The organism is Bacillus sp. FAU20, from assembly GCF_056033865.1.
On the sequence record NZ_JBVYHY010000021.1, the window covers coordinates 839,292 to 859,617 of the forward strand.

Consider the following 20,326-nt stretch of genomic DNA (forward strand, 5'->3'; position numbering starts at 1 on the left):
TACCCCCTTGTACTTTCTATATCGTTCGTATTATAAAGGAAGGTGTCCTCCAGAGTTTTCTTCACCATCTGCACCTTTGTTCCGGAAGATTTCAGATAGAACCATTAATCCTACGATAGCAACAATTAAAATTGTAGAAAGAGCATTAATTTCTGGTGATACTCCGCGCTTAACCATACTGTAAATGTATAGTGGCAATGTTGTTGATCCTGGTCCTGATACGAAGAAACTAATTACAAAATCATCAATTGATAATGTGAATGTTAATAATGCTGCTGAAATAACTCCCGGTGCAATTGCTGGGAACGTTACATAACGAAACGTTTGCCAGGGGGTTGCTCCTAAATCATTTGCAGCTTCTTCTAAGTCACGTCCCATACTTGAAAGACGCGCAGCTAAAATAACAACAACAAACGAAATACTAAATGTAATATGTGCAATAATAATCGTTGTTTGTCCAAGTTCCATTCCTAACTGACTGAAAAGAATTAGTAAAGATAATCCCATTAAAATATCCGGAATTAAAATTGGTAAATATACAAGGCCATTAATAGCCCCTTCGAAACGATATTTATAACGATGTAAAGCAATTGCAAAGAATACACCAAGTACCGTTGTCACAATCGTTGTTATAACTGCAATCGTAATACTATTTACAAATGCATCAATAACATCTTGTTTTTGAAATAAATCTGTATACCAATGGAATGTAAAACCTTCCCACTCCGCATTAATGCGAGAGTCGTTGAAAGAATAGACCATTAAAACCATCATTGGAAAATACAAGAATAACAAAATTAACCAAGAATAAGAAACTAAAAACTTCTTCATCTTTGCCTATTCCCCTCCATTCTCATTATATTTATATACTTTCGTTGCACGATAATATAAGTAAATTAACAGAACAGAGAATAGAACAACGATAATCGATAACGCAGATCCAAACGGCCAGTCACGTGCACCTAAGAATTGGTTTTGAATAACGTTTCCGATTAATGCTACTTTCGATCCGCCCATCACGTCTGATACAACAAACATTCCGATAGAAGAAACGAATACTAAAATAGAACCAGTCGCAATTCCTGACATCGTCATCGGCACTGTTATATTCCAAAATGCCTTTATTGGTGTTGCTCCTAAATCATAAGCCGCTTCTAGCTTACGCTTATCCAGCTGCTCAATTGCTGCATACACTGGTAAAATCATAAATGGTAATAAAGAATAGACCATTCCGAGTATTACAGAAGGAGTATTATATAATAAATTTAACGGTTCACTAATAATGCCAAGCTTTAATAACAACGTATTCACAAGACCTTGTGAACGTAAAATAACAATCCATGCGTATGAACGAACAAGAAAGTTAATCCAAAACGGGATCGTTGCCAATAATAAAAGAATAGAGCGGTATTTGCGGTCAACAATTGTAATTGTATAAGCAAACGGATAACCAATTAATAAACATATTACTGTCGTAATAACTGCGATTTTAACAGTTTCCCATAACGTTCCTAAGTACAATGGGTCAAACACACGGGATATATTCTCCAGCGTAAATTGCATTTCTACTGTCCCGTAAGCTCCGCGCTGCATGAAGGCGAATCCTAATACGAATATGAGCGGGATTAGGAAGAAAATTAACAGCCACGCGACTGTAGGTAGTGCGAGTAATTTCCCTTTTTTCAATTTAAGGTCACCTCGTCCTCTTGCTCCCAGCCTACATATACATTATCTCCAATGCTCCACTGCGCTGCCTCTTCAGCAGTTTGATATGCCATTAGTAATTCTGATGTTTTCTCATCACGTACATAAAGCTTCTCCATATTTCCGACAAACTCAATATCTTCAATATGTCCAAGATGGTATTCTTTTAAAATTGGTTCTTCAACCGAACGTACTTTTACATTTTCAGGGCGAATTGCTACATAGCCTTCCCCGTTTTTCACAATATTATTTTCACCGATGAATGTCGCAACGAACAATGTTTTTGGCTTATTATAAATTTCTTTCGGTGTTCCGATTTGTTCGATATGTCCTTTATTCATAACGACGATACGATCGCTCATGCTCATTGCTTCTTCTTGATCGTGCGTTACGTATATGAACGTAATTCCTAAATTACGTTGTAAGTTTTTCAATTCACGTTGCAAGTCTTTTCGTAACTTAAAGTCAAGCGCTCCAAGTGGCTCATCTAATAGTAATACACGCGGATTATTTACAATCGCTCTTGCAATTGCAACACGCTGCTGTTGTCCACCAGAAAGCTTCGCAGGTTTACGATTACGGAACTCAAGTAACTGCGTTAAACGCATTGCCTCTTCAGCACGCTCTTTCTGCTCTGCTGCTGATACTTTCTGCATTTTCATACCAAAACAAATATTCTTCTCTACTGTCATATGTGGGAATAGTGCGTAATGTTGGAACACTAGGTTCATATGACGTTTATATGGCGGCAAATCGTTAATTCTTTCATCATCTAATAAAAGATTCCCTTTAGTTGGAGTTTCAAATCCTGCGATCATACGAAGTAAAGTCGTTTTCCCGCAGCCACTCGGCCCTAAAATTGTTAAAAACTCTCCCTCTTTAATATCTAAAGAAAGAGGTGGGATAATCACTTGATTTCCAAAATGTTTTTCAACTGCTTCAACTTTAATAATCTTTTTCATTTTCCCGTCCTATCTACCTTAAATTTTAAATTTTTATATTCATGAATAAATATTTATGTTCTATAGACTATTTTTTGTTTCGATCCAAACAAAAATGGTTATTTAGCAAGCGTTCGTTTCTATTCTTTATGTAGTATGTTTGATTCATTTTCGCATGATACATAACGTCGAACAGAAAAACCCCTTCCATTGCGAAGGGGCTTTTATCATACGGCTACGCCTACTGATAAACACCATCATCATTTTAACAACTTTCGTATGAATTTTAAAGCACTTTTTGTAGAAGAGTAACGAATTTTCATGTCGAATGCTGTAGATTGGGCTAAAATGCTTTTATAATGTGAAAAAGTCCGAAAACTTTCTTTCCCATGATAACCCCCTAATCCACTACTTCCAACACCCCCAAAAGGTAAATATGGCGTGGCAAGATGATAGACAACATCATTAATACAGCCTCCACCATATGAAATATTACTCGTCACTTTCTTTTGTACTTCTTTATCTTCAGAAAATACATATAACGCTAACGGCTTCGGATGTTGCTGGATTGTGCCAATTACATCTTCTATATTGTCGTACTCTATGATTGGTAAAATCGGACCAAAAATTTCATCTTCCATAACAGCATCTTGCCATGTAATATCCGCTAGCACTGTCGGTTCAATATGTAATGTATCTTTCTCATAGTTTCCACCAATTACGACTTGACCATCTTGTAAAAATCCACATAATCGTTCAAAATGACGCTCACTTACAATACGCACATAATTTTCATTTTTCAAAGGTTCTTTACTATACTGCTCTGTAATTTCATGTCGCAGTGCCTCAATTAGCTTTTCTTTCACGGAAGAATGCACGTACATATAATCAGGCGCTACACACGTCTGCCCTGCATTTAAAAACTTACCCCAAACAATTCTTCTTGCTGTCATCTCTATCTTTGCATCTTTATGTACAATACAAGGACTTTTCCCGCCAAGTTCTAAAGTGAGCGGCGTCAACTGTTTCGCTGCTGCTTCCATTACAACTTTTCCAACGCTAACACTACCAGTAAAGAAAATATAATCAAACGGTTCCTTCAGCAAAGATGTACTCTCTTCAACGCCACCTTCTACTACCGCTACAAGCTCTTCTGGAAATAATTCATCTAGCATTCTCTTAAGCACTTTTGAAACGCTTGGCGTTAACTCTGACGGCTTTAAAACGATTGTATTTCCAGCTGCCAATGCTCCTACAAGTGGTGCAATTGCTAATTGAAAAGGATAGTTCCACGGTGCAATAATAAGCGTCACACCATACGGTTCTGGCACTACTTTTCCTTTTGATCCAAAATGAGTCAGTGCTGTTCGAACTCGCTTCGGTTTACTCCACGATGACATATGTTTCAATTGAAAGGAAATTTCTTTTAATACATATCCAACTTCCGTTGTAAACGACTCGTGAACTGACTTATTTAAATCTAATTTCAATGCCTGAAATATTTCTTCTTCAAAATGCTGAATGCCTTCATAAAGCTTCTTTAAATTATTCTTTCTCATTTCAATGCTTCTCGTATGACCTTTTAAAAAATATTCCTTTTGCCTACTTACAATAGAGGAAATACTCATTCACTCACCTTCTCCCACTATTTTTATCCAATTCTTTCATTATTTATATAGACTTCATATATAACAAATTTCTATTCTTAAAGTTACATTATATATGACTTTTTCAGCTATATAAAATTCATTGCTCACAAAAAAACTACCAAAAGAAAATCTCTCGGTAGTTTCACAGTATTAACGATATAAACGAACAGCACCTGCAGAATTATCATCAGCTTGTCCTACTACTTCAAACTTCAGACCAAGCTTCGGTAAAATACGTCCTGCATCTGGAATCTGTTGATTAATATACGTTTTAGAATCATCAAACTTCGGTACACCCGCTAAACCATCATACGTATACGTTCCACGCGTTGGAGATACAACTTTCCAAGCTGGCGTTTTATCGAATGAGAACGCCGCATCAGCGATTTGGAATCGTGTACTACTTTCCACTGTCGGTTTACCATTTAAAGTTCCTACAATTGCTTCTGGATGAGAATCAACTACACCTAGGAATCCGTGTCCTGGATGTACACCTACCCAGTTATCTGTGTAAGCTGAATCTGCATACCATACGACCATACCACTGTTATACTCTGGACCACGAGCAAATTTTAACGCGTTATCTGAACCAGCATAGTTTCTCCACTCAACATAATAGTTATGGCTCTTCTTCTCTGTTCCGTTAGAAACAGCAAAACCATCTAATTTGAATTGTGATGTACCTTCTGCATCATCAGAGAATACTACGTTACCATCTACTGTTAATGAAGCATTATCAAGTAGGAAACCATTTAATGCTAAACCACCATCAGTAATGTAATCAAATGTTAATTTTACTTTCTTACCTTTGAATTGGCTTAAATCATATGATTTGTCAATCCATTTGCCATTTGTCGAATCTGCATTTCCACTATTAGCTTTCTCACCAAGTCTTTCAATTAACGTTTGTTGACCATCTTCTGTTACAGCGTGTACTTCAAGGAAGTCATACTCTGCTTCAATTTCATATAATGATTTGAAGTCAAATTGTGCAGTCGTTGCATTTGTTAAATCGAACAGCGGTGTTTCCATCTTCGTATGAAGATCATCACCTTTTGTGCTGTAGTAATACTGTTTTCCGAATGCCGGCTCAATTGTTTTTATATCTTTATCTGGTAAGTTAACACGAATCATACCCGGACGGTTAGATTTCGTAACACTTTGGTCTAAATATGTTGCTAGGCCGATACCTTTATTTAATTTCTCATAATCTACTTCTACGATATTTGCCCAATTACCACCGATTGTTTTTTGGAAAAACTCTTTATTTTGTGGTGAGAAACTTGTTGGCGTCGTTCCAGCAATTTTACCTGCCCAGCTTCCGCCACTCATAATAGACCAAGCTTGAACTGGTTCACCATCTCCGCTATATTGTGTATCATACTCATCTGGTAAACCTAAATCATGACCATATTCATGTGCGAATACACCAACAGCCCCATCTTCTGGTTCAATTGTGTAGTCGAACGCTGCCATCTTTCCACCCCAATATGGAACTTTCGCTTGTGTACCTTCAATTGCAAATGGTTTTGGTCCAACTGTCCAGCGATGTGACCAAATTGCATCATCACCTAACTTACCACCACCTGCTTCTTGTCCAACACCTGCATGAATAATCATTAAGTGATCAATTAAACCGTCTGGTTGATTTTTATTTCCATCACCATTTACATCATATTGATCAAATTGATCAAACTCTGATAGATCAAGACCGCTATCTACAGCTGCTTTTAATGCATCTTTTACTAAATCACGTGGTCCTTTTGGTCCTTTATTATCATGACCACCGCTAGCAGCATCCGCACCGTAATCAGCAGCTTTACCAGGAACTGTTAACCATTTTGTAACTGTTCCATCTACAGTGTAACTACCACCAGATTGCTCTTCATAATATTGTTTAAATGTTTCAATTTTACTTCCATCATCTAACGTGAATGGCTCGTCACCGAATAACATTTTTTCATAGTGTTCTTTATTAAAGTCTTCCGAATACATATAGCCAGGCTCTTTATCAATATTGTTATGTTTAAAGTCAGCGTACTCTACAAGTAAAACGAGTACTTTATCTTTACGCACATCACCGTTATACGCTTTTTGCTTTGCTGGAGATGTTGGTACTTTACCATTTAATCCGCCTTTAACTGGTCCTGTCGCTGCAGGTGTTCCTGTTGCAGGGTTATCTAATTTTTCTTTCGTGTCTGCTTTCGCATCTTTCACTTTCTTTAAAAAGTCAGATGCTTCTTTCGTAAGTTGATCCCCATTCGGTACTTCTTTCCCAGGATTTTCACCCTTTTTGTTCTCTACATACTTTTCGACAGCTTTCTTTGTTTCTTTCTCTGAAGCTGACGAATCAATTACCCCACGTTTTTTTAGCGCATCTGCTAAACGTTCTTCCGGAATTAAGTGATCATCAACTGGGCTCGTAGCTGTTTTATTCGCAGGCGTTTCAGCATATGCAGATTGAGTGCCAGCTCCGAATGAAAGGCCTAATACAGCTGTTAAAGCGATTGATGACAAAACTTTGAACGGTTTCTTGTTCATCCCATATTTCCTCCCCTAATAAATAATATGTATTACAAATTGAATTTTATTAAAAATTCAATATTTTTTCAATATTTAGTAATATTATGTAATATTTTTAATATATTTGTAAAAATTTCATAGTTAGCATACGAATATATCACAATTCAACAATGTTTTCTGAAAATATTGAAAGTTTTTATCGAACAATTTATAATTTCCATAGAGGGAGTTTAATGGGGATTTTATCTTTGTTTCATCTACACAATATTTGATAATTCACTATATAAAACACAAAATCCGATTGCATTATCATGTATTCTGTAGCAGCAATTATGACCGATAATTAGGGAGGAATTACATTTGTACAAAGATAAGACAGACGCACTGGATCAAGAATGGATTGATTTAATACTTGAAGCTCTAGATGCTGGTATCGCCATGCAAGACATCGAGCAATTTTTCCAACGTATGAAGCCATCCAGTCAGGCTCAATAGGTTTGTTCTTTTTAACGAAGTTTATGTTATAATAATGACATCATAAGACAACTACATATTGATAGAAAGGTGCGCAAATATGATTGGAGAACGTATAAAACGCCTTCGTTTACAAAAAGGTATTTCATTAACTGAACTTGCCGAAAAAGCTGGCGTTGCTAAATCTTACATTAGTTCTATAGAACGAAATTTACAAAAAAACCCTTCCATTCAGTTTCTTGAAAAGATCGCAGCAGTTCTACAAATTCCAGTTGATACTTTACTTCATGATGAAACAACAAAGGAAACTAACCTAGACTCCGAATGGACACAACTCGTTAAAGATGCAATGAACTCTGGTGTCTCCAAAGAACAATTTCGTGAATTTCTTGAATTTACAAAGTGGAAGCAAAATCAAAAATAATAATAGAAAGAAGTGCTTACAACCAGCACTTCTTTTTCTTTATAAAAAAAAGCGGGGGATACCCGCCTTTTTTATTATCTTTCTTCCCCAGCTTCTTGGTTAGCATTGAATGTCCATTCTAAATTCAATGTATCACCTTGGAAGATATTTTGGTCTTTTCCATCATCTACAAATTCAAATTGTACCCATAGATAATCCTCTGTACCAGCTTCTAATCCACCTTTTTCTCCCCACTCAGGAGCGAAGATATCTTTAGCTAAAAGATCTGGATCAGCTTTTTGTAAGTCTGCTAAAGTTGTTTCGTATACAGGCTCACTTTGTTTGTCCCAGTTCCAAAGGAATTTTACTTTAACGTGCTTACCAAAGTCTTCACCTGCATTATCACCTTTTGCATCTTTAACAGTATACTTTGTTGCTAATTTAACGTCTTTAATAGTTAACGAACCGCTGTTTTGTAATAAGAACTCTTTCTTAACAGAATCCCCTGGTTTTAAATCTTTAATATCTACAAGCGTCTTAGGGTTTAATGTAAGGTCTAACGTCCCAGCTGCAAATGTATTGTTTGATACTTCTTTATCACTAAAGAATGCAAATGTTCCTCCACCAATTAAAGCTAACCCCAATGCTGCTGATGCAACTCCCATACCTAATTTCTTTTTCAGACTCACAATCAATTCCCCCTAGCTTTTTTTATATTTTTATCACTTATTTTTCAATAAGAGATGTAAAGAAAACTATATTAGCTTAGCCAATATGTGTTCTTTTTTAAAAACCTTATGTTCATTATAACGAACAAACCTATATAAACACAACACATATTTATTAATATTTTCAGTTATTTTTATTTCTCAATATTATTTAGACTTTTCAGAAAAAAATAATGATAATTTATAACTTTTTTCACACTCAAATCATTTAATACTATAAGAAAAAAGAAAAACAAAGAGGTGAGGGCTAACGTTCCCTCACACTCGTATAAATATTACTAGTCTTGCTTATTCGTTCGCTCTCTCTTACACCACATTCTTATTTTCTGGCTGTTTCACTAAAGCAGTTACTCCGCTTTCTTCTGCTCTTCTAGCTTTTTCTGTTCTTCCACTTTCTTTTGCTCTTCTACTTTTTTCTGTTCTTCCAATTTCTTTTGCTCTTCTACTTTTTTCTGTTCTTCCACTTTCTTTTTCTCTTCTACTTTCTTCTGTTCTTCTACTTTCTTTTGTTCTTCTACTTTCTTTTGTTCCTCTACTTTCTTTTGTTCTTCTACTTTCTTTTGTTCTTCTATTTTCTTTTGTTCTTCTATTTTCTTTTGTTCTTCGGCTTTCTTTTGTCCTTCCGCTTCAATTGCAACGTTTAATTGTTGCTGAAGAGCCTGGATTTGCTCATCAATAGCTTTCAAGCTAATTTCTTTCTCAATATAGTCACGCTTCTCTTTGATACTGCGGAAGCCTTCATTTACATATATGGACACTTGCTGCATCGACTCATCTTTATTTACCTTTAATTCTTCTTGTATTTGATTGTAAGGAGCTTCTATTTCAGTATATACATTTTGCAGGGCTTCCTTCTCAGCAACAATTTTCTCACGCCCTTGTTGCCATACAGAAATCGCCTGTTTTATTTCTTCAATAGAAGTTGCTTTCGATTTCCCCTTCATCGTTCCATACTCACGCTCAATAAACTGTTTATGTTTTTCAGATTGCTCTTTTAACGTATTAACTGTTTTCGGAAATATAATTGCTGTAGAAAGCGTCGCTTCTACTTTCGTTTCATGAATGAACGCCGCTTCTGTATGCGTCATAATTTGAGATCCTAAATAAAACGTAATAGAACACATACACGGCAATATAAGCATCTTTTTAAAATTACGCGGTCTTTTCAGCATCTTAATCTCTCCCATCGAACGTTACGTTCTTTATACAGAACATTACCTATATTATAGTAAAGAACTATTAAAATTGATAGACAAATACTAGAAAAATAGAAAAAGGGCTATCCATGTGATAGCCCTTTTTATTATTATCTTTCTTCACCTGCTGTTTGTTGTGCATCAAACGTCCAATTTAATTGTAACTTATCACCTTGGAATTGATTTTGATCTTTTCCATTATCAACGAACTCAAATTTCACTTTGAATTTATCGGATTTACCTGCTGAAATACCTTTTTCATCCCAGAACCAAGCCGATAAATCATTATCTACAGCTGTAAGTGTGTCACCTTTTAATTTATCTAAAGTAGTTTGTTTCACAATTGTCTCATGTTTATCTACATTTTTTAAGAATGTTACTTTAATATGTTTACCAAAATCATCTTTATTATCTTTCTTTACATCTTCTACATTATAATCTGTTTTCAGTAGAACCTTTTTAATATTTAAAGAGCCTTTATTTTCTAGTTTAAATTCTTTTTCAATTGTATCCCCAGGTTTTAAATTCGATACGTTAACAACCGTTGATGGATTTAATGCTAAATCCAGTGTTCCAGCCGCAAATGTATTGTTTGACACTTCTTTATCACTGAAAAATGCAAATGTTCCTCCACCAACTAAAGCTGCTCCTAATACCGCTGATGTAATACCCATTCCTAATTTTTTCTTTAAAGTCATGTCCATATCCCCTTAATATATATTTGTTAACTTCCTAAACGGAAAGTATAACCAAACGAACTAGACGGATTGTTCTACTTTTTTATCTTTCTTTTCTCCGTCAATGCTACGAATAGCACCAAAAATAGAAATCGCGGAATAACCAAGTAAAAAGACTCCTGGAATAATAAGAAGTAATGCTGCTCCCGCTTTTGTATTCGCATAATTCAGTAAATAACCAACATACGGAACTGTAATATCTGCATACTTTCCAACTACATTTTCTGCAAGTACTGGCTCTAAATCTGGTCCGTTGTTGTTATCCCCTTTTGTTTCATACATTACTTTTCCATTTGTATCTTTCACACCGATAATACGGTGAGTGATAATTTTTTGATCTTTCTCTTTAAAGGTAATAACATCACCTTTTTGATATTTAGAACCATCTTTGTTTGGTTCTATTGCAATGATTGATCCTGTTAAAAACGTCGGCTCCATTGATCCTGAAAGAACGCTCTTAAATTGATATCCCATCACTGTCGGATCACCACCGCTTGCTTTTGAAGAAATAACTACAAAAGCTAAAAAAACCATCAATGCAAATAAAACAAATGAGATCGCGTTGCTAATTATCTTCCATATTAATTTCATCGTCTCTCTCCCTCTCCGTTGTTTTATATTATTTGAAGTATGCAATATCCACTTTGTTCTTTAACAAGAACACAAGTAAATGATATAACGAACTTTAAGTTATTGCAATAAGAAAATTTACAATTATTAGTTATTTTAAGTATAGAAAAAAGACTATGCCAAAATTTTACACAGTCTTTTTATTAGTAATTTATTTACCTTCTGATTTCATTCCTTTTGTATTTCGGCGCAACACTACATATAAAATTGCTCCAAATAATACAATCGCACCTATCCCAACACTTATTACTTTCACATTTGAGTCTTTTACTTCAGGCATAGTTGTATCTTTTTTAGGCATCGTAAAAGTGACATCTTCTGTTGAAAGAACATTTACCGTCGCAATTGTTTGATTATTTTTCGTAATATCAACTGCACCAACTACCTCACCACGATGTATTCCTTTATGATATAAAGATTCTTTATCTAATGAAGCCGCCCGGAAAATAGTTTTCACATTTTTCCCTTCATCTTTCTTAAGCATAAGCTCCGCACTTTGTTCCAACTCAGAATTAACATTTTTATTTAAATATGTTGTTTTTTGATGCCAATTATGTTTATCAAGCACCATTTGCTTCGTAAATTGACCGAAAGAATATTCCGCCATCTGCTTCAAATCTTCATAAATTTCAGGTCTTTGAGAAGCCATTACTACGCTTATAATACGATTTCCATCTTTCTCATTTAATAAAACAAGTGTATTACGTGCTTCATTCGTAAACCCTGTCTTACCGCCAATGCTATATGGATTTTCAAAAAAATTAGATTTATTAAAAATAGACACCGTCTGCCTAGACGTCGTAACTGTCGTTCTTTTCGTATTCATCGCTTGTAAAATTTCAGGATACTTTTGCACACCCTTCGTAATCATAGCCATATCATACGGCGTCGTATAATGGTTCGGATCATGCAATCCATTCGGTGTTACAAAGTGGCTATCTTTCGCCCCCAATTGCTTCGCTTTCTCATTCATCATATTAGCGAAATTCTCAACACTCCCGCCAATCCGCTCCGCAATCGCATACGACACATCATTCGCACTCAGCACCATTAAAATCATAAGCGCAGTATTTCTATTAATTGTCTCTCCAGGTTGAAACTCAATTTGATAATTACTCTTCTCTTGATCTAATGCTAATTGTGAAAATGTAAATTGATCCTCTGGCTTTGTATGCTCCATGAGTAAAATCGCTGTTAACACCTTCGTCGTACTAGCAGGAAATGCGCGGTGATATGCGTTTTTGTCATACAAAACATCTCCTGTTTTTGCATCAATTGTCGTTGCAAACTGACTAAAAACATTCGGTCCTTCCGCAGGTGGTGGTGCAACTTGTTCTGGATTTACTCCAATATTCGTCTCAGCACGCAATGTCATAGGTGTCAAAAAAAACGAACAAATAACTGTAATAAAAACCAAAATTTTCTTAAAATTTACCATATGACTCTCCCTTTTCCATTTACTCCTTAACAAAATAATAAATCTACCAATCATATGTAATTTGTATTATATTGGAAGAATTTTCACTATTTTTTACTATATCATACTTTTACGATAAAGAACATAAATATACAATAAAAATAAGAAGGAATTACTCTTTCTTATCCTTCTCATCAATCAACGAATCTATTAACTTTTGACTAGCTTCCTCGGGCGTAATCTCATCTGTTATTCCCATAAACGACCAACCTTTAGAATCAACCCACTCAACAAACTCTTGTAAAAATTCATCATGTGTAACATCCACATCAAGAATCGATCCATTAATCGAAATCGTTCTATTTTTAGACACGCGCATCTTGAACGTTTTTCTTACCATTACAACTTTTCTCCCTCTACTTCTGAATATTTATAAAGTGAAACTTTCATCAACCCTCACCAATCGGACTTTTACGGCCATCCAGACTCCAACCTTACTTCTTTACTTTTGCTGAATTTCGAGGTAAGGGATCTTACTGCCTGCAAATAGCGAGATAAAATAATCATGTATCTCTGTTATACATGATTTTCAGTAAATTGTAAAAAGGATATATTGGCCAATTGGCATATTGAAACTGAAAATCTATCATTCTGCAAAAATATCAAATGATATGTAATTGATCATAAATGACTAAATAGATTCACATAAAAATAAAATAACTTACATTTTACCACACCAAATACAAATGACTTTCTTACAATGGAATGGAGTATACTAGAAGAAAACTTAAAATGAGGAGGAACCTCATGACGCGTTGTACGTATTGTAAAACGAAGTGGACAATAAAAGATGTATGGGCAATACTCGTGACATTTGAAAAGGATTGTCCGTATTGTTTTATGAGACAATATCTATCAAAGAAAACGGTGAACGCTATGCCAGAACTTATAAGCTTACCTTTACATTTCTTACTCCCTTTTCTTGTTGATTTGAGTGCTGAAGGTCCTTTGGATTGGTATCGTAAATAATATAACCACTACATCCAAAGACTACTTTCTACTAAATTCGCTTCTCATCATTATTCCTTCATACATTACTAGCATAATCGCTTATACTTTCCCTTTTGAAGATTCTCTAACTCAGCAGGAAGAGCGTCCCCTGAACAAGGTTTATCAATTATGACTTTAATAAACGATGATATATGCATACTGTTAAGCATAAAAAATTAGCATTAAGTTCCACTCAAATATTAATTGAAACCCAACACTCCATTTAATCTGTAATCTAGAATACAAGCAGTGTTTTTTATTATGCATTTTTGCATACAGTATTATTTTCTCTTGTAAATAGATAATAATGTTATATAATAAAACCAACATTTTACCAATAAAAGGTAATAATGAGTGGTGGAATAAGTAAATAACCAAAGCGTATTAACAGATTTGTTCTATGTAAATCATGATACATATATAGAATCAAAACTATGAAATTTTATCTTGTGATTAGATTACTACAAGATGAAAGATTCATAGCGAATACACTTAAGGAAAAAACGTTCCATTAGATTAATATGATATCTATCGAACGAATTGAGAATATACTTAGGGGGAATTTCAAGTGAAAACATTTGGTAAAGTATTATTAACAGGAGCTTTAGCTTTAGGCGGTTTAACAGCTATGAACATTGATACACCAAAGGCACATGCTGACGGAGCAAGCGAGTTCTGTCGTTATATTTGTGGTCCTAGCGAAACGTTGAATGGCTTCACAATTCAATTACACGCTACAGAGTACAGCTACGGCCAAAATATGATTGCAAAAATCACAAATGATAGAGCTGAAGATGTGCGCTATCGTGTAACTATTGAAAAGAAATGGGCAAGTGGCTGGGGTTACTATGAAACTGACTTCAATTTTGGCTCCGAATTACCAGCTGGAACAAACGAAGAATTTTACAATACAACTGGTTTTGGGGGACAACTTCCAGAAAACGGGGAATATCGTTACAAAGTTAAAATTACAAATGCTGACGGTTCTGTAGATACAATTTATACAGCTTCAATGACACTTACAGGAAGATAGCTCATGAACGAGCTCCATTATTTATACTTGTATTTTTGATGATATCATTGATAATTGCGGTGATATTATTATTATTGAAATAAGCTCTTCTGGGCTTATTTTTTATATACAAATTGGAATAATAATATTCAGAAAATTACATCTTTACACTATTGAAGTTTGTTGCTATTATAAGAATACGTCAAATGTTACAATATTCAACAAATTATATAAATCCTCCGATTACACGAATGAAAACACATTGCTGGTCGTAATATTTATAGTTGGGATCCCGTAGCTCAGCAGGGAGAGCGCCACCTTGACAGGGTGGAGGTCGTGAGTTCGAGCCTCTCCGGGGTCATATAAAAAAGAGACACCATATCAACCTTCTACGTGATATGGCGTCTCTTTTTTATCTCATTCAATTACTTCCCACCAAACATCTTCTCCAAAGACTTCGCATTTGCAAACAATACTTCTTTCAAGTTATCGTCAGCAACGATTTTATAGTCGCCATCTTTGTCTTTCTTTAAGTTCAATGTAACTTCGCGAGTTGCCATTGCTGCATCTTTATCCGTTAAGTTTTTGATGATAGTTGAGGTCATTGTTTTTTCGATTGCTTTTTCAGATTGTTCTTTGTCTTCACTAAATGCGCTAGCGAAGGCCATTGGCACAACTTCTCCCACTGCTTTTGTTACAGCAACGGATAGATCAGCAGATGTAATTTTCACTTTCACTTCTGCTTTGTCATCCTTTTTCGATACTTCTTCTAGCTTTTCAAATTTAAAGTTCTTTGTAATTGCACTTAGCATTGCTTTTGCCTGAGCATCATCTGTTTTTTCATTTAGTTTATTAAATTCCTTGTCACTCTCAACAAATGTACGAGCTTTTTCTACATCACCTTTTTGTATCGCTGTTAAAAATTCTTCTGTAGTATCTTTCGGATTTGCACACCCTGCTAAAACACCTGCTGTTAATCCTACTACCATCATTAATAGCAATAATCTCTTTATCTTTTGTACGCTCATTCTCCTCTTATCTTTTCTAGTAAGTCAGCATCATACAATATTATGAAACTTACATTACAAATATTTTTTAGTATAGCATTTATATGATTCGTTTTCTATTAATTCCCAAAAGATAAAGGACCTTGCAGCATTCCTACAAGGTCCCTCTTCTATCAATCTATATCCGTAGCACAAATGAACCACATTTTCTGCTCCCTACTACCCGCCACCATCCACATACTCCAATCAAAAATCATAAGCAATAACCAAAGTGATATATTAATAGCAGTAAATAATAAATATAAAATGAATTCTCTCTTTTGTAGTGCCCCACTATTCATTACAATGTAAATTGCACCGATAGGAGACAAAATAAAGCAAAGGAAAAAGTTTTTCTTACAACCATGGATACCCAGTTGCTTTCTGCATATGAATCCCCTTTTCATCATAATACTTGCTTCAACATCGGCCTCACTACCCTATATTCATCACTATAAGCTTCCTTTATGATTAAAGGCGGGTAATCACTTTTTTCTTCCTCAATCATTATGAATACTTCTGTTTTCTCTTGTAATGTATTAGATTCACTATTTTTAGTAGGTTTTCTACTTGTTTTAATTTTCTTTGTTACTTCGCCAAGTTTTTGCCCAACTTCTTCTACTTTGGCAGGTTCATTCGTAACATAGTATTCTTGTTCGTCCCATACTAATATAGGTGGCACTTGTTCTCTTTTGTTACATATTATATAAGTAGTACTAGCTATAAGTAGTATACAAGTTAATAAATAGAAGATAGTTTTTTTATTCATATACTACACTCCTTATCTATCATTTCATTGGATTATATAATATAAGTCATTTATATTAAATGGATTTAGTGGTAATTTTTAGGTTGAACAATAAAGAAAAACCTTACCGAAGTAAGGTTCCGTTTTACATTCTATAGCGACTGATTAATTACTACGATCATTACAATAATCGCTATAAGCATAACAACTAAACAGCCGATTAATTTATAAAATCCTCGCTTCGTTAACGTCCCGCCTTGAACGTCTTTACGAATAAATAAGAATACGGCTAAAAATAATACAAGCCCAATGCCAAAAGCATACATCATTTGCATATGTTAATCTTCCTTTCTCTCTTCCATCTTAATATCTTTTTGCCAAAACAACAAATGAGATAAAGACGGTACTCATTGTAAGTGCCATAAGTATATTCAATAATATAGAAGAAACTTTTTTCAATTTCAGCACGTCTATTTTGAAGCGAAACACGGAACACTGTAAATAACTGTTACTATATCTCCTCACTTCTTTTTTTAAAATTTAATATCTCCATATTTGTTTTATCCTTTTAAAATATTTCATTTATTTCTTTATTCCAAGAAATGCGTTATTTGTTTTACGGTGTTTTTCGTCATATTTATAGAAACTAACTGTTTATGAAGCATTTTTTATGTTTAGCAACTTTTTTTGTAGAAATCCTTCACTTTCCTTTCAATATTTAACACTATCTAAATAAAGTTTACGATAAATTCATAATTTTTTATTTTTTATACTATATTCCGTTATATTGTTGTATAATATCTATGAAAGCGCTTATTATTTCAATATACATAATTCAAACTATTTTTATCGAAACATTCTAACTATTATACCTATATTTAAATGCAACAATTATAGCTATTAGTATAGGCATACCAAATATATCCACCCCATTTTTCTGTAAAATTACTTTATAACATGAAAGATTAACTTGGGTGATAAGTTATTGTGAATGTTTTTTTACAAAACAGATAAGTAATAGTGTTTGGTATTATGTAAATTATTGTAATAACATAAGAGTAAAGAAAACATTTACATTGATTACTGATTCATTACTTATTGAAAAAGAGCAAAATGCACCTTTGTATGGAAAAGGATTATATGCATTGGGAGGTTTAAACAAATGACGAGGAAGAATACAACGACAAACCCTTGGGCCAAGTTCCACGGTCCGAACCTTGGTTATGTTATTGAGCAGTATGATCTTTACGTAACTGGAGCAGGTTCTGTTGATCCGGAATTACAAGAGCTTTTTGAAATTTTTGGAGCTCCTTCGTTTCAAGATGATGTCGTAACAGGGGACAACACAGCAACACATTTTTCTCCTCAAAACACAGGTAACATTGAAAAAATTCTTAAAGTCGTTCAACTTGTTGAGCAGATTCGTTCTTTCGGGCACACGTTGGCTCACATCAACCCGATGGAAGATGCTGCAAATGGACAATCTCTTCTTGAGAAAGCAATGAACGAACTGAGCGATGCTGACTTGAAAGCGATTCCAGCGAAAACAGTATGGCCAGATGCACCAGAAGGTATTCACACTGCACTTGATGTAATTCATAGATTAAAAGACGTTTATACAAAATCTTTAGCTTATGAATTTTCTCATATACAAGATAGTGAAGAACGCGCGTGGTTGCATCAAATGGTGGAATCAAATTCATTGCGTCAACCACTATCAAATAAAAAACGAACTGCTCTTTTAAAACGTTTAACAGCTGTTGAAGGTTTCGAGCAATTCTTGCATAAAACATTCGTTGGGCAAAAACGTTTCTCTATCGAGGGCGTTGATATGCTTGTACCTGTTTTAGATGAAATTGTTCTAGAAGGTGCTAAAAACGGCGTAGAGGATGTCATGATTGGTATGGCTCACCGCGGTCGTCTAAGCGTACTTGCTCACGTATTAGAAAAACCATATAGTCACATGTTTGCTGAGTTCAAACATGCAAAAATAGAAGGCGCAGTAGCCAATTCTGGCTGGACTGGCGACGTGAAATACCACCTAGGTAGAGAACAAGTCGTTAGTAACGAAGAAGTTAGCACTCGCGTTACATTAGCAAATAACCCGAGTCATCTTGAGTTCGTGAATCCTGTAGTAGAAGGTTTCGCACGTGCTGCTCAAGAGAATCGTAAAAAATCTGGTCTTCCAGATCAAGATACTTCAAAATCATTCGTAATTTTAGTTCATGGTGATGCTGCATTCCCTGGTCAAGGTATTGTATCTGAGACACTCAACTTAAGCAGATTGAACGCGTATCAAACAGGCGGAACGATTCATGTTATCGCAAACAATGCAGTTGGTTTTACGACTGATAGCTATGATTCTCGTTCTACGAAATATTCAAGTGACCTTGCAAAAGGTTTCGATATTCCGATTGTTCACGTGAACGCTGATGATCCGGAAGCTTGTCTTGCAGCTGCTAACCTTGCGATTCAATATCGCATGTTGTTCAAAAAAGATTTCTTAATCGATTTAATTGGTTACCGCCGCTACGGTCATAACGAAATGGATGATCCAGCAGTTACGCAACCACAAGTGTACAAAAAAATTAAAAACCATCCAACTGTAAGAGCAATTTATGCAGATCAATTACAAGCTGCTGGTGTTCTAAATGCAGATGAGGTTGAAACAATTACACAGTTTACACAAGAGCAATTAAAATCCGACTATGCACAAGTACCACCAGCTGATACGAGCGACGCAACAATTCACGTTAAAGTACCAGATGTTGTTGCAAAAGGTATTCAGTCAATTGATACTGGTGTTGAGATTGACTCACTTCGTGCAATTAATGAAGGTCTACTATCTTGGCCAGAAGGCTTTAACGTATATCCGAAAGTGAAGAAAATTCTTGAGCGCCGTAAAGATGCTCTTGAAGAGAACGGTAAAATTGAATGGGCACTTGCTGAATCATTAGCATTCGCTTCTATTTTACAAGAAGGTACGCCAATTCGTTTAACTGGTCAAGATTCACAGCGTGGTACATTCGCACACCGTCATATCGTATTACACGATACTGATACAAATGAAACATATTCACCGTTACATCGCTTACCAAACATTAATGCTTCGTTCTCTGTTCATAACAGTCCGTTATCAGAGGCTGCTGTTGTTGGTTACGAATATGGTTATAACGTATTCGCTCCAGAAACTCTTGTTATGTGGGAAGCGCAATATGGTGACTTCTCCAATACTGCGCAAGCATTATTTGATCAATATGTTTCAGCTGGAAGAGCAAAATGGGGTCAAAAATCTGGTTTAGTTCTTCTATTACCACACGGTTATGAAGGTCAAGGACCAGAGCACTCTAGTGCACGTCCAGAGCGTTTCTTACAGTTAGCTGCTGAGAATAACTGGACAGTTGCAAACTTAACGAGCGCGGCTCAATACTTCCATATCCTGCGTCGTCAAGCATCTATCTTAGGAACAGAAGCTGTTCGACCATTAGTATTGATGACGCCGAAGAGTTTATTACGTCACCCACTTACGCTTTCAACTGCTAGTCAGTTAAGCGAAGGACGTTTCCAACCTGCTTTAGAACAAGAAAACCTTGGCATGAAACCAAATAAAGTAAAACGTCTTGTTTTAAGCACAGGTAAAATGGCAATTGACTTAGCAGCAGAAATCGAGTCTGGTAAACATGAGTACAACTTAGACGAAGTTCATGTCGTTCGTATTGAGCAATTGTACCCATTCCCTGCTGAGAAAGTTCAATCTATTATTAAACGCTTTAAAAACTTAGAAGAAATCATTTGGGTTCAAGAAGAACCTCGTAATATGGGCGCATGGCATTACATGGCTCCAATTCTGTTCGAACTTGCTGGAGATAAAGTGAAAACAGGTTACATTGGACGTCCTGATCGCTCTAGTCCATCTGGCGGCGATCCATTCGCTCACAAAGCTGAGCAAGAACTAATTGTTGCACATGCTTTAGATGTGAAGTATAACTTCCGTCAAGATAAACAAGAAATTGAAGTTTACAGCAACTAAAAAGTAACAATGAAGGTTTCTAGCTTGTTCCTTGGGCA

Annotated in this window: 19 protein-coding genes, 1 tRNA gene and 2 pseudogenes; 6 read left to right on the forward strand and 16 right to left on the reverse strand. The window is 35.3% G+C overall.

Annotated elements, in window-relative coordinates; all coding sequences use genetic code 11:
- Positions 1 to 30 precede the first annotated feature (30 nt).
- The 5 genes from potC to inhA1 form a co-directional block, all read right to left on the reverse strand.
- Positions 31 to 831: a spermidine/putrescine ABC transporter permease PotC gene (gene potC / locus AC0OM3_RS18135; protein ID WP_000714192.1), complete on the reverse strand. Its 801-nt coding sequence runs from the start codon at positions 829 to 831 to the stop codon at positions 31 to 33.
- A gap of 6 nt (positions 832 to 837) precedes the next feature.
- Positions 838 to 1,686, reverse strand: a complete 849-nt coding sequence (gene potB / locus AC0OM3_RS18140; RefSeq protein ID WP_000715490.1) for a spermidine/putrescine ABC transporter permease PotB — start codon at positions 1,684 to 1,686, stop codon at positions 838 to 840.
- A complete protein-coding gene (gene potA, locus AC0OM3_RS18145; RefSeq protein ID WP_000720333.1) occupies positions 1,683 to 2,666 on the reverse strand; it encodes a spermidine/putrescine ABC transporter ATP-binding protein PotA in 984 nt (327 codons plus the stop codon). Before potA ends, potB begins: the two co-directional genes overlap by 4 nt.
- Before the next feature lie 239 nt (positions 2,667 to 2,905).
- The gene (locus AC0OM3_RS18150) at positions 2,906 to 4,273 is read right to left on the reverse strand and encodes an aldehyde dehydrogenase (protein WP_000028374.1); all 1,368 of its coding nucleotides are present in this window, start codon (positions 4,271 to 4,273) and stop codon (positions 2,906 to 2,908) included.
- A gap of 171 nt (positions 4,274 to 4,444) precedes the next feature.
- Positions 4,445 to 6,835, reverse strand: a complete 2,391-nt coding sequence (inhA1, locus tag AC0OM3_RS18155; protein ID WP_046945123.1) for a M6 family metalloprotease immune inhibitor InhA1 — start codon at positions 6,833 to 6,835, stop codon at positions 4,445 to 4,447.
- Positions 6,836 to 7,177: 342 nt separating this feature from the next.
- Here inhA1 and AC0OM3_RS18160 point away from each other — a divergent pair, with 342 nt between their 5' ends.
- Both AC0OM3_RS18160 and AC0OM3_RS18165 read left to right on the forward strand, forming a co-directional pair.
- On the forward strand, positions 7,178 to 7,312 hold the full coding sequence (locus AC0OM3_RS18160) for an anti-repressor SinI family protein (RefSeq protein ID WP_000276219.1): 135 nt from the start codon (positions 7,178 to 7,180) through the stop codon (positions 7,310 to 7,312).
- 79 nt (positions 7,313 to 7,391) lie between these two features.
- Positions 7,392 to 7,715, forward strand: coding sequence for a helix-turn-helix domain-containing protein (locus AC0OM3_RS18165; RefSeq protein ID WP_000578885.1), 324 nt, complete (start codon positions 7,392 to 7,394; stop codon positions 7,713 to 7,715).
- Positions 7,716 to 7,789: 74 nt separating this feature from the next.
- Here the strand turns inward: AC0OM3_RS18165 and calY are convergent, their stop codons facing one another.
- The 6 genes from calY to AC0OM3_RS18195 form a co-directional block, all read right to left on the reverse strand.
- Complete coding sequence (calY, locus tag AC0OM3_RS18170) at positions 7,790 to 8,383, reverse strand: biofilm matrix protein CalY (RefSeq protein WP_000053710.1); 594 nt, start codon at positions 8,381 to 8,383, stop codon at positions 7,790 to 7,792.
- A gap of 386 nt (positions 8,384 to 8,769) precedes the next feature.
- On the reverse strand, positions 8,770 to 9,594 hold the full coding sequence (locus AC0OM3_RS18175; protein ID WP_474212570.1) for a DUF4047 domain-containing protein: 825 nt from the start codon (positions 9,592 to 9,594) through the stop codon (positions 8,770 to 8,772).
- 134 nt (positions 9,595 to 9,728) lie between these two features.
- On the reverse strand, positions 9,729 to 10,316 hold the full coding sequence (locus AC0OM3_RS18180) for a CalY family protein (protein ID WP_000172854.1): 588 nt from the start codon (positions 10,314 to 10,316) through the stop codon (positions 9,729 to 9,731).
- A gap of 60 nt (positions 10,317 to 10,376) precedes the next feature.
- Positions 10,377 to 10,946: a signal peptidase I SipW gene (gene sipW / locus AC0OM3_RS18185; RefSeq protein ID WP_474212571.1), complete on the reverse strand. Its 570-nt coding sequence runs from the start codon at positions 10,944 to 10,946 to the stop codon at positions 10,377 to 10,379.
- A gap of 190 nt (positions 10,947 to 11,136) precedes the next feature.
- Positions 11,137 to 12,423 (reverse strand): D-alanyl-D-alanine carboxypeptidase family protein, encoded by a 1,287-nt coding sequence (locus AC0OM3_RS18190; protein WP_061883906.1) that lies wholly within the window; start codon positions 12,421 to 12,423, stop codon positions 11,137 to 11,139.
- Between the two features lie 151 nt (positions 12,424 to 12,574).
- Positions 12,575 to 12,802 (reverse strand): hypothetical protein, encoded by a 228-nt coding sequence (locus tag AC0OM3_RS18195; protein ID WP_000251856.1) that lies wholly within the window; start codon positions 12,800 to 12,802, stop codon positions 12,575 to 12,577.
- A 407-nt stretch (positions 12,803 to 13,209) separates the two neighbouring features.
- On the opposite strand from AC0OM3_RS18195, the gene AC0OM3_RS18200 reads away from it, so the two are divergent.
- The 3 genes from AC0OM3_RS18200 (at position 13,210) to AC0OM3_RS18210 (ending at position 14,825) form a co-directional block, all read left to right on the forward strand.
- Positions 13,210 to 13,431: a hypothetical protein gene (locus tag AC0OM3_RS18200; protein ID WP_000196288.1), complete on the forward strand. Its 222-nt coding sequence runs from the start codon at positions 13,210 to 13,212 to the stop codon at positions 13,429 to 13,431.
- Positions 13,432 to 14,020: 589 nt separating this feature from the next.
- Entirely contained in the window at positions 14,021 to 14,485 is a 465-nt protein-coding gene (locus AC0OM3_RS18205) for a hypothetical protein (RefSeq protein WP_000846650.1), read from the forward strand.
- A 267-nt stretch (positions 14,486 to 14,752) separates the two neighbouring features.
- Positions 14,753 to 14,825: transfer RNA gene (locus tag AC0OM3_RS18210), tRNA-Val, on the forward strand.
- Between the two features lie 64 nt (positions 14,826 to 14,889).
- Here AC0OM3_RS18210 and AC0OM3_RS18215 read toward each other — a convergent pair.
- The 5 genes and pseudogenes from AC0OM3_RS18215 to AC0OM3_RS18235 form a co-directional block, all read right to left on the reverse strand.
- Positions 14,890 to 15,492 carry a DUF4878 domain-containing protein gene (locus AC0OM3_RS18215; protein WP_000116030.1) on the reverse strand — a complete coding sequence of 201 codons (603 nt, stop codon included), beginning with the start codon at positions 15,490 to 15,492 and terminating at the stop codon, positions 14,890 to 14,892.
- Between the two features lie 152 nt (positions 15,493 to 15,644).
- Positions 15,645 to 15,900, reverse strand: a pseudogene (locus AC0OM3_RS18220) (hypothetical protein).
- A 16-nt stretch (positions 15,901 to 15,916) separates the two neighbouring features.
- The gene (locus AC0OM3_RS18225) at positions 15,917 to 16,279 is read right to left on the reverse strand and encodes a hypothetical protein (protein WP_001036573.1); all 363 of its coding nucleotides are present in this window, start codon (positions 16,277 to 16,279) and stop codon (positions 15,917 to 15,919) included.
- 131 nt (positions 16,280 to 16,410) lie between these two features.
- Positions 16,411 to 16,593: a DUF3976 domain-containing protein gene (locus tag AC0OM3_RS18230; protein WP_001178296.1), complete on the reverse strand. Its 183-nt coding sequence runs from the start codon at positions 16,591 to 16,593 to the stop codon at positions 16,411 to 16,413.
- 28 nt (positions 16,594 to 16,621) lie between these two features.
- Positions 16,622 to 16,699: pseudogene (locus tag AC0OM3_RS18235) on the reverse strand (permease); the annotation flags it as partial.
- A 721-nt stretch (positions 16,700 to 17,420) separates the two neighbouring features.
- Here AC0OM3_RS18235 and odhA point away from each other — a divergent pair.
- Positions 17,421 to 20,288 carry a 2-oxoglutarate dehydrogenase E1 component gene (gene odhA / locus AC0OM3_RS18240; RefSeq protein WP_046945129.1) on the forward strand — a complete coding sequence of 956 codons (2,868 nt, stop codon included), beginning with the start codon at positions 17,421 to 17,423 and terminating at the stop codon, positions 20,286 to 20,288.
- The last annotated feature ends 38 nt before the right edge of the window (positions 20,289 to 20,326 follow it).

Bases quoted from the DNA above. Each gene is read 5' to 3' on its own strand.
- AC0OM3_RS18230 (WP_001178296.1), bottom strand. From the start codon at position 16,593: ATGCAAATGATGTATGCTTTTGGCATTGGGCTTGTATTATTTTTAGCC.
- odhA (WP_046945129.1), top strand. From the start codon at position 17,421: ATGACGAGGAAGAATACAACGACAAACCCTTGGGCCAAGTTCCACGGT.
- potC (WP_000714192.1), bottom strand. From the start codon at position 831: ATGAAGAAGTTTTTAGTTTCTTATTCTTGGTTAATTTTGTTATTCTTG.
- AC0OM3_RS18225 (WP_001036573.1), bottom strand. From the start codon at position 16,279: ATGAATAAAAAAACTATCTTCTATTTATTAACTTGTATACTACTTATA.
- inhA1 (WP_046945123.1), bottom strand. From the start codon at position 6,835: ATGAACAAGAAACCGTTCAAAGTTTTGTCATCAATCGCTTTAACAGCT.
- AC0OM3_RS18175 (WP_474212570.1), bottom strand. From the start codon at position 9,594: ATGCTGAAAAGACCGCGTAATTTTAAAAAGATGCTTATATTGCCGTGT.
- AC0OM3_RS18190 (WP_061883906.1), bottom strand. From the start codon at position 12,423: ATGGTAAATTTTAAGAAAATTTTGGTTTTTATTACAGTTATTTGTTCG.
- AC0OM3_RS18215 (WP_000116030.1), bottom strand. From the start codon at position 15,492: ATGAGCGTACAAAAGATAAAGAGATTATTGCTATTAATGATGGTAGTA.
- AC0OM3_RS18200 (WP_000196288.1), top strand. From the start codon at position 13,210: ATGACGCGTTGTACGTATTGTAAAACGAAGTGGACAATAAAAGATGTA.
- AC0OM3_RS18165 (WP_000578885.1), top strand. From the start codon at position 7,392: ATGATTGGAGAACGTATAAAACGCCTTCGTTTACAAAAAGGTATTTCA.
- AC0OM3_RS18180 (WP_000172854.1), bottom strand. From the start codon at position 10,316: ATGACTTTAAAGAAAAAATTAGGAATGGGTATTACATCAGCGGTATTA.
- AC0OM3_RS18195 (WP_000251856.1), bottom strand. From the start codon at position 12,802: ATGGTAAGAAAAACGTTCAAGATGCGCGTGTCTAAAAATAGAACGATT.
- potA (WP_000720333.1), bottom strand. From the start codon at position 2,666: ATGAAAAAGATTATTAAAGTTGAAGCAGTTGAAAAACATTTTGGAAAT.
- sipW (WP_474212571.1), bottom strand. From the start codon at position 10,946: ATGAAATTAATATGGAAGATAATTAGCAACGCGATCTCATTTGTTTTA.
- AC0OM3_RS18150 (WP_000028374.1), bottom strand. From the start codon at position 4,273: ATGAGTATTTCCTCTATTGTAAGTAGGCAAAAGGAATATTTTTTAAAA.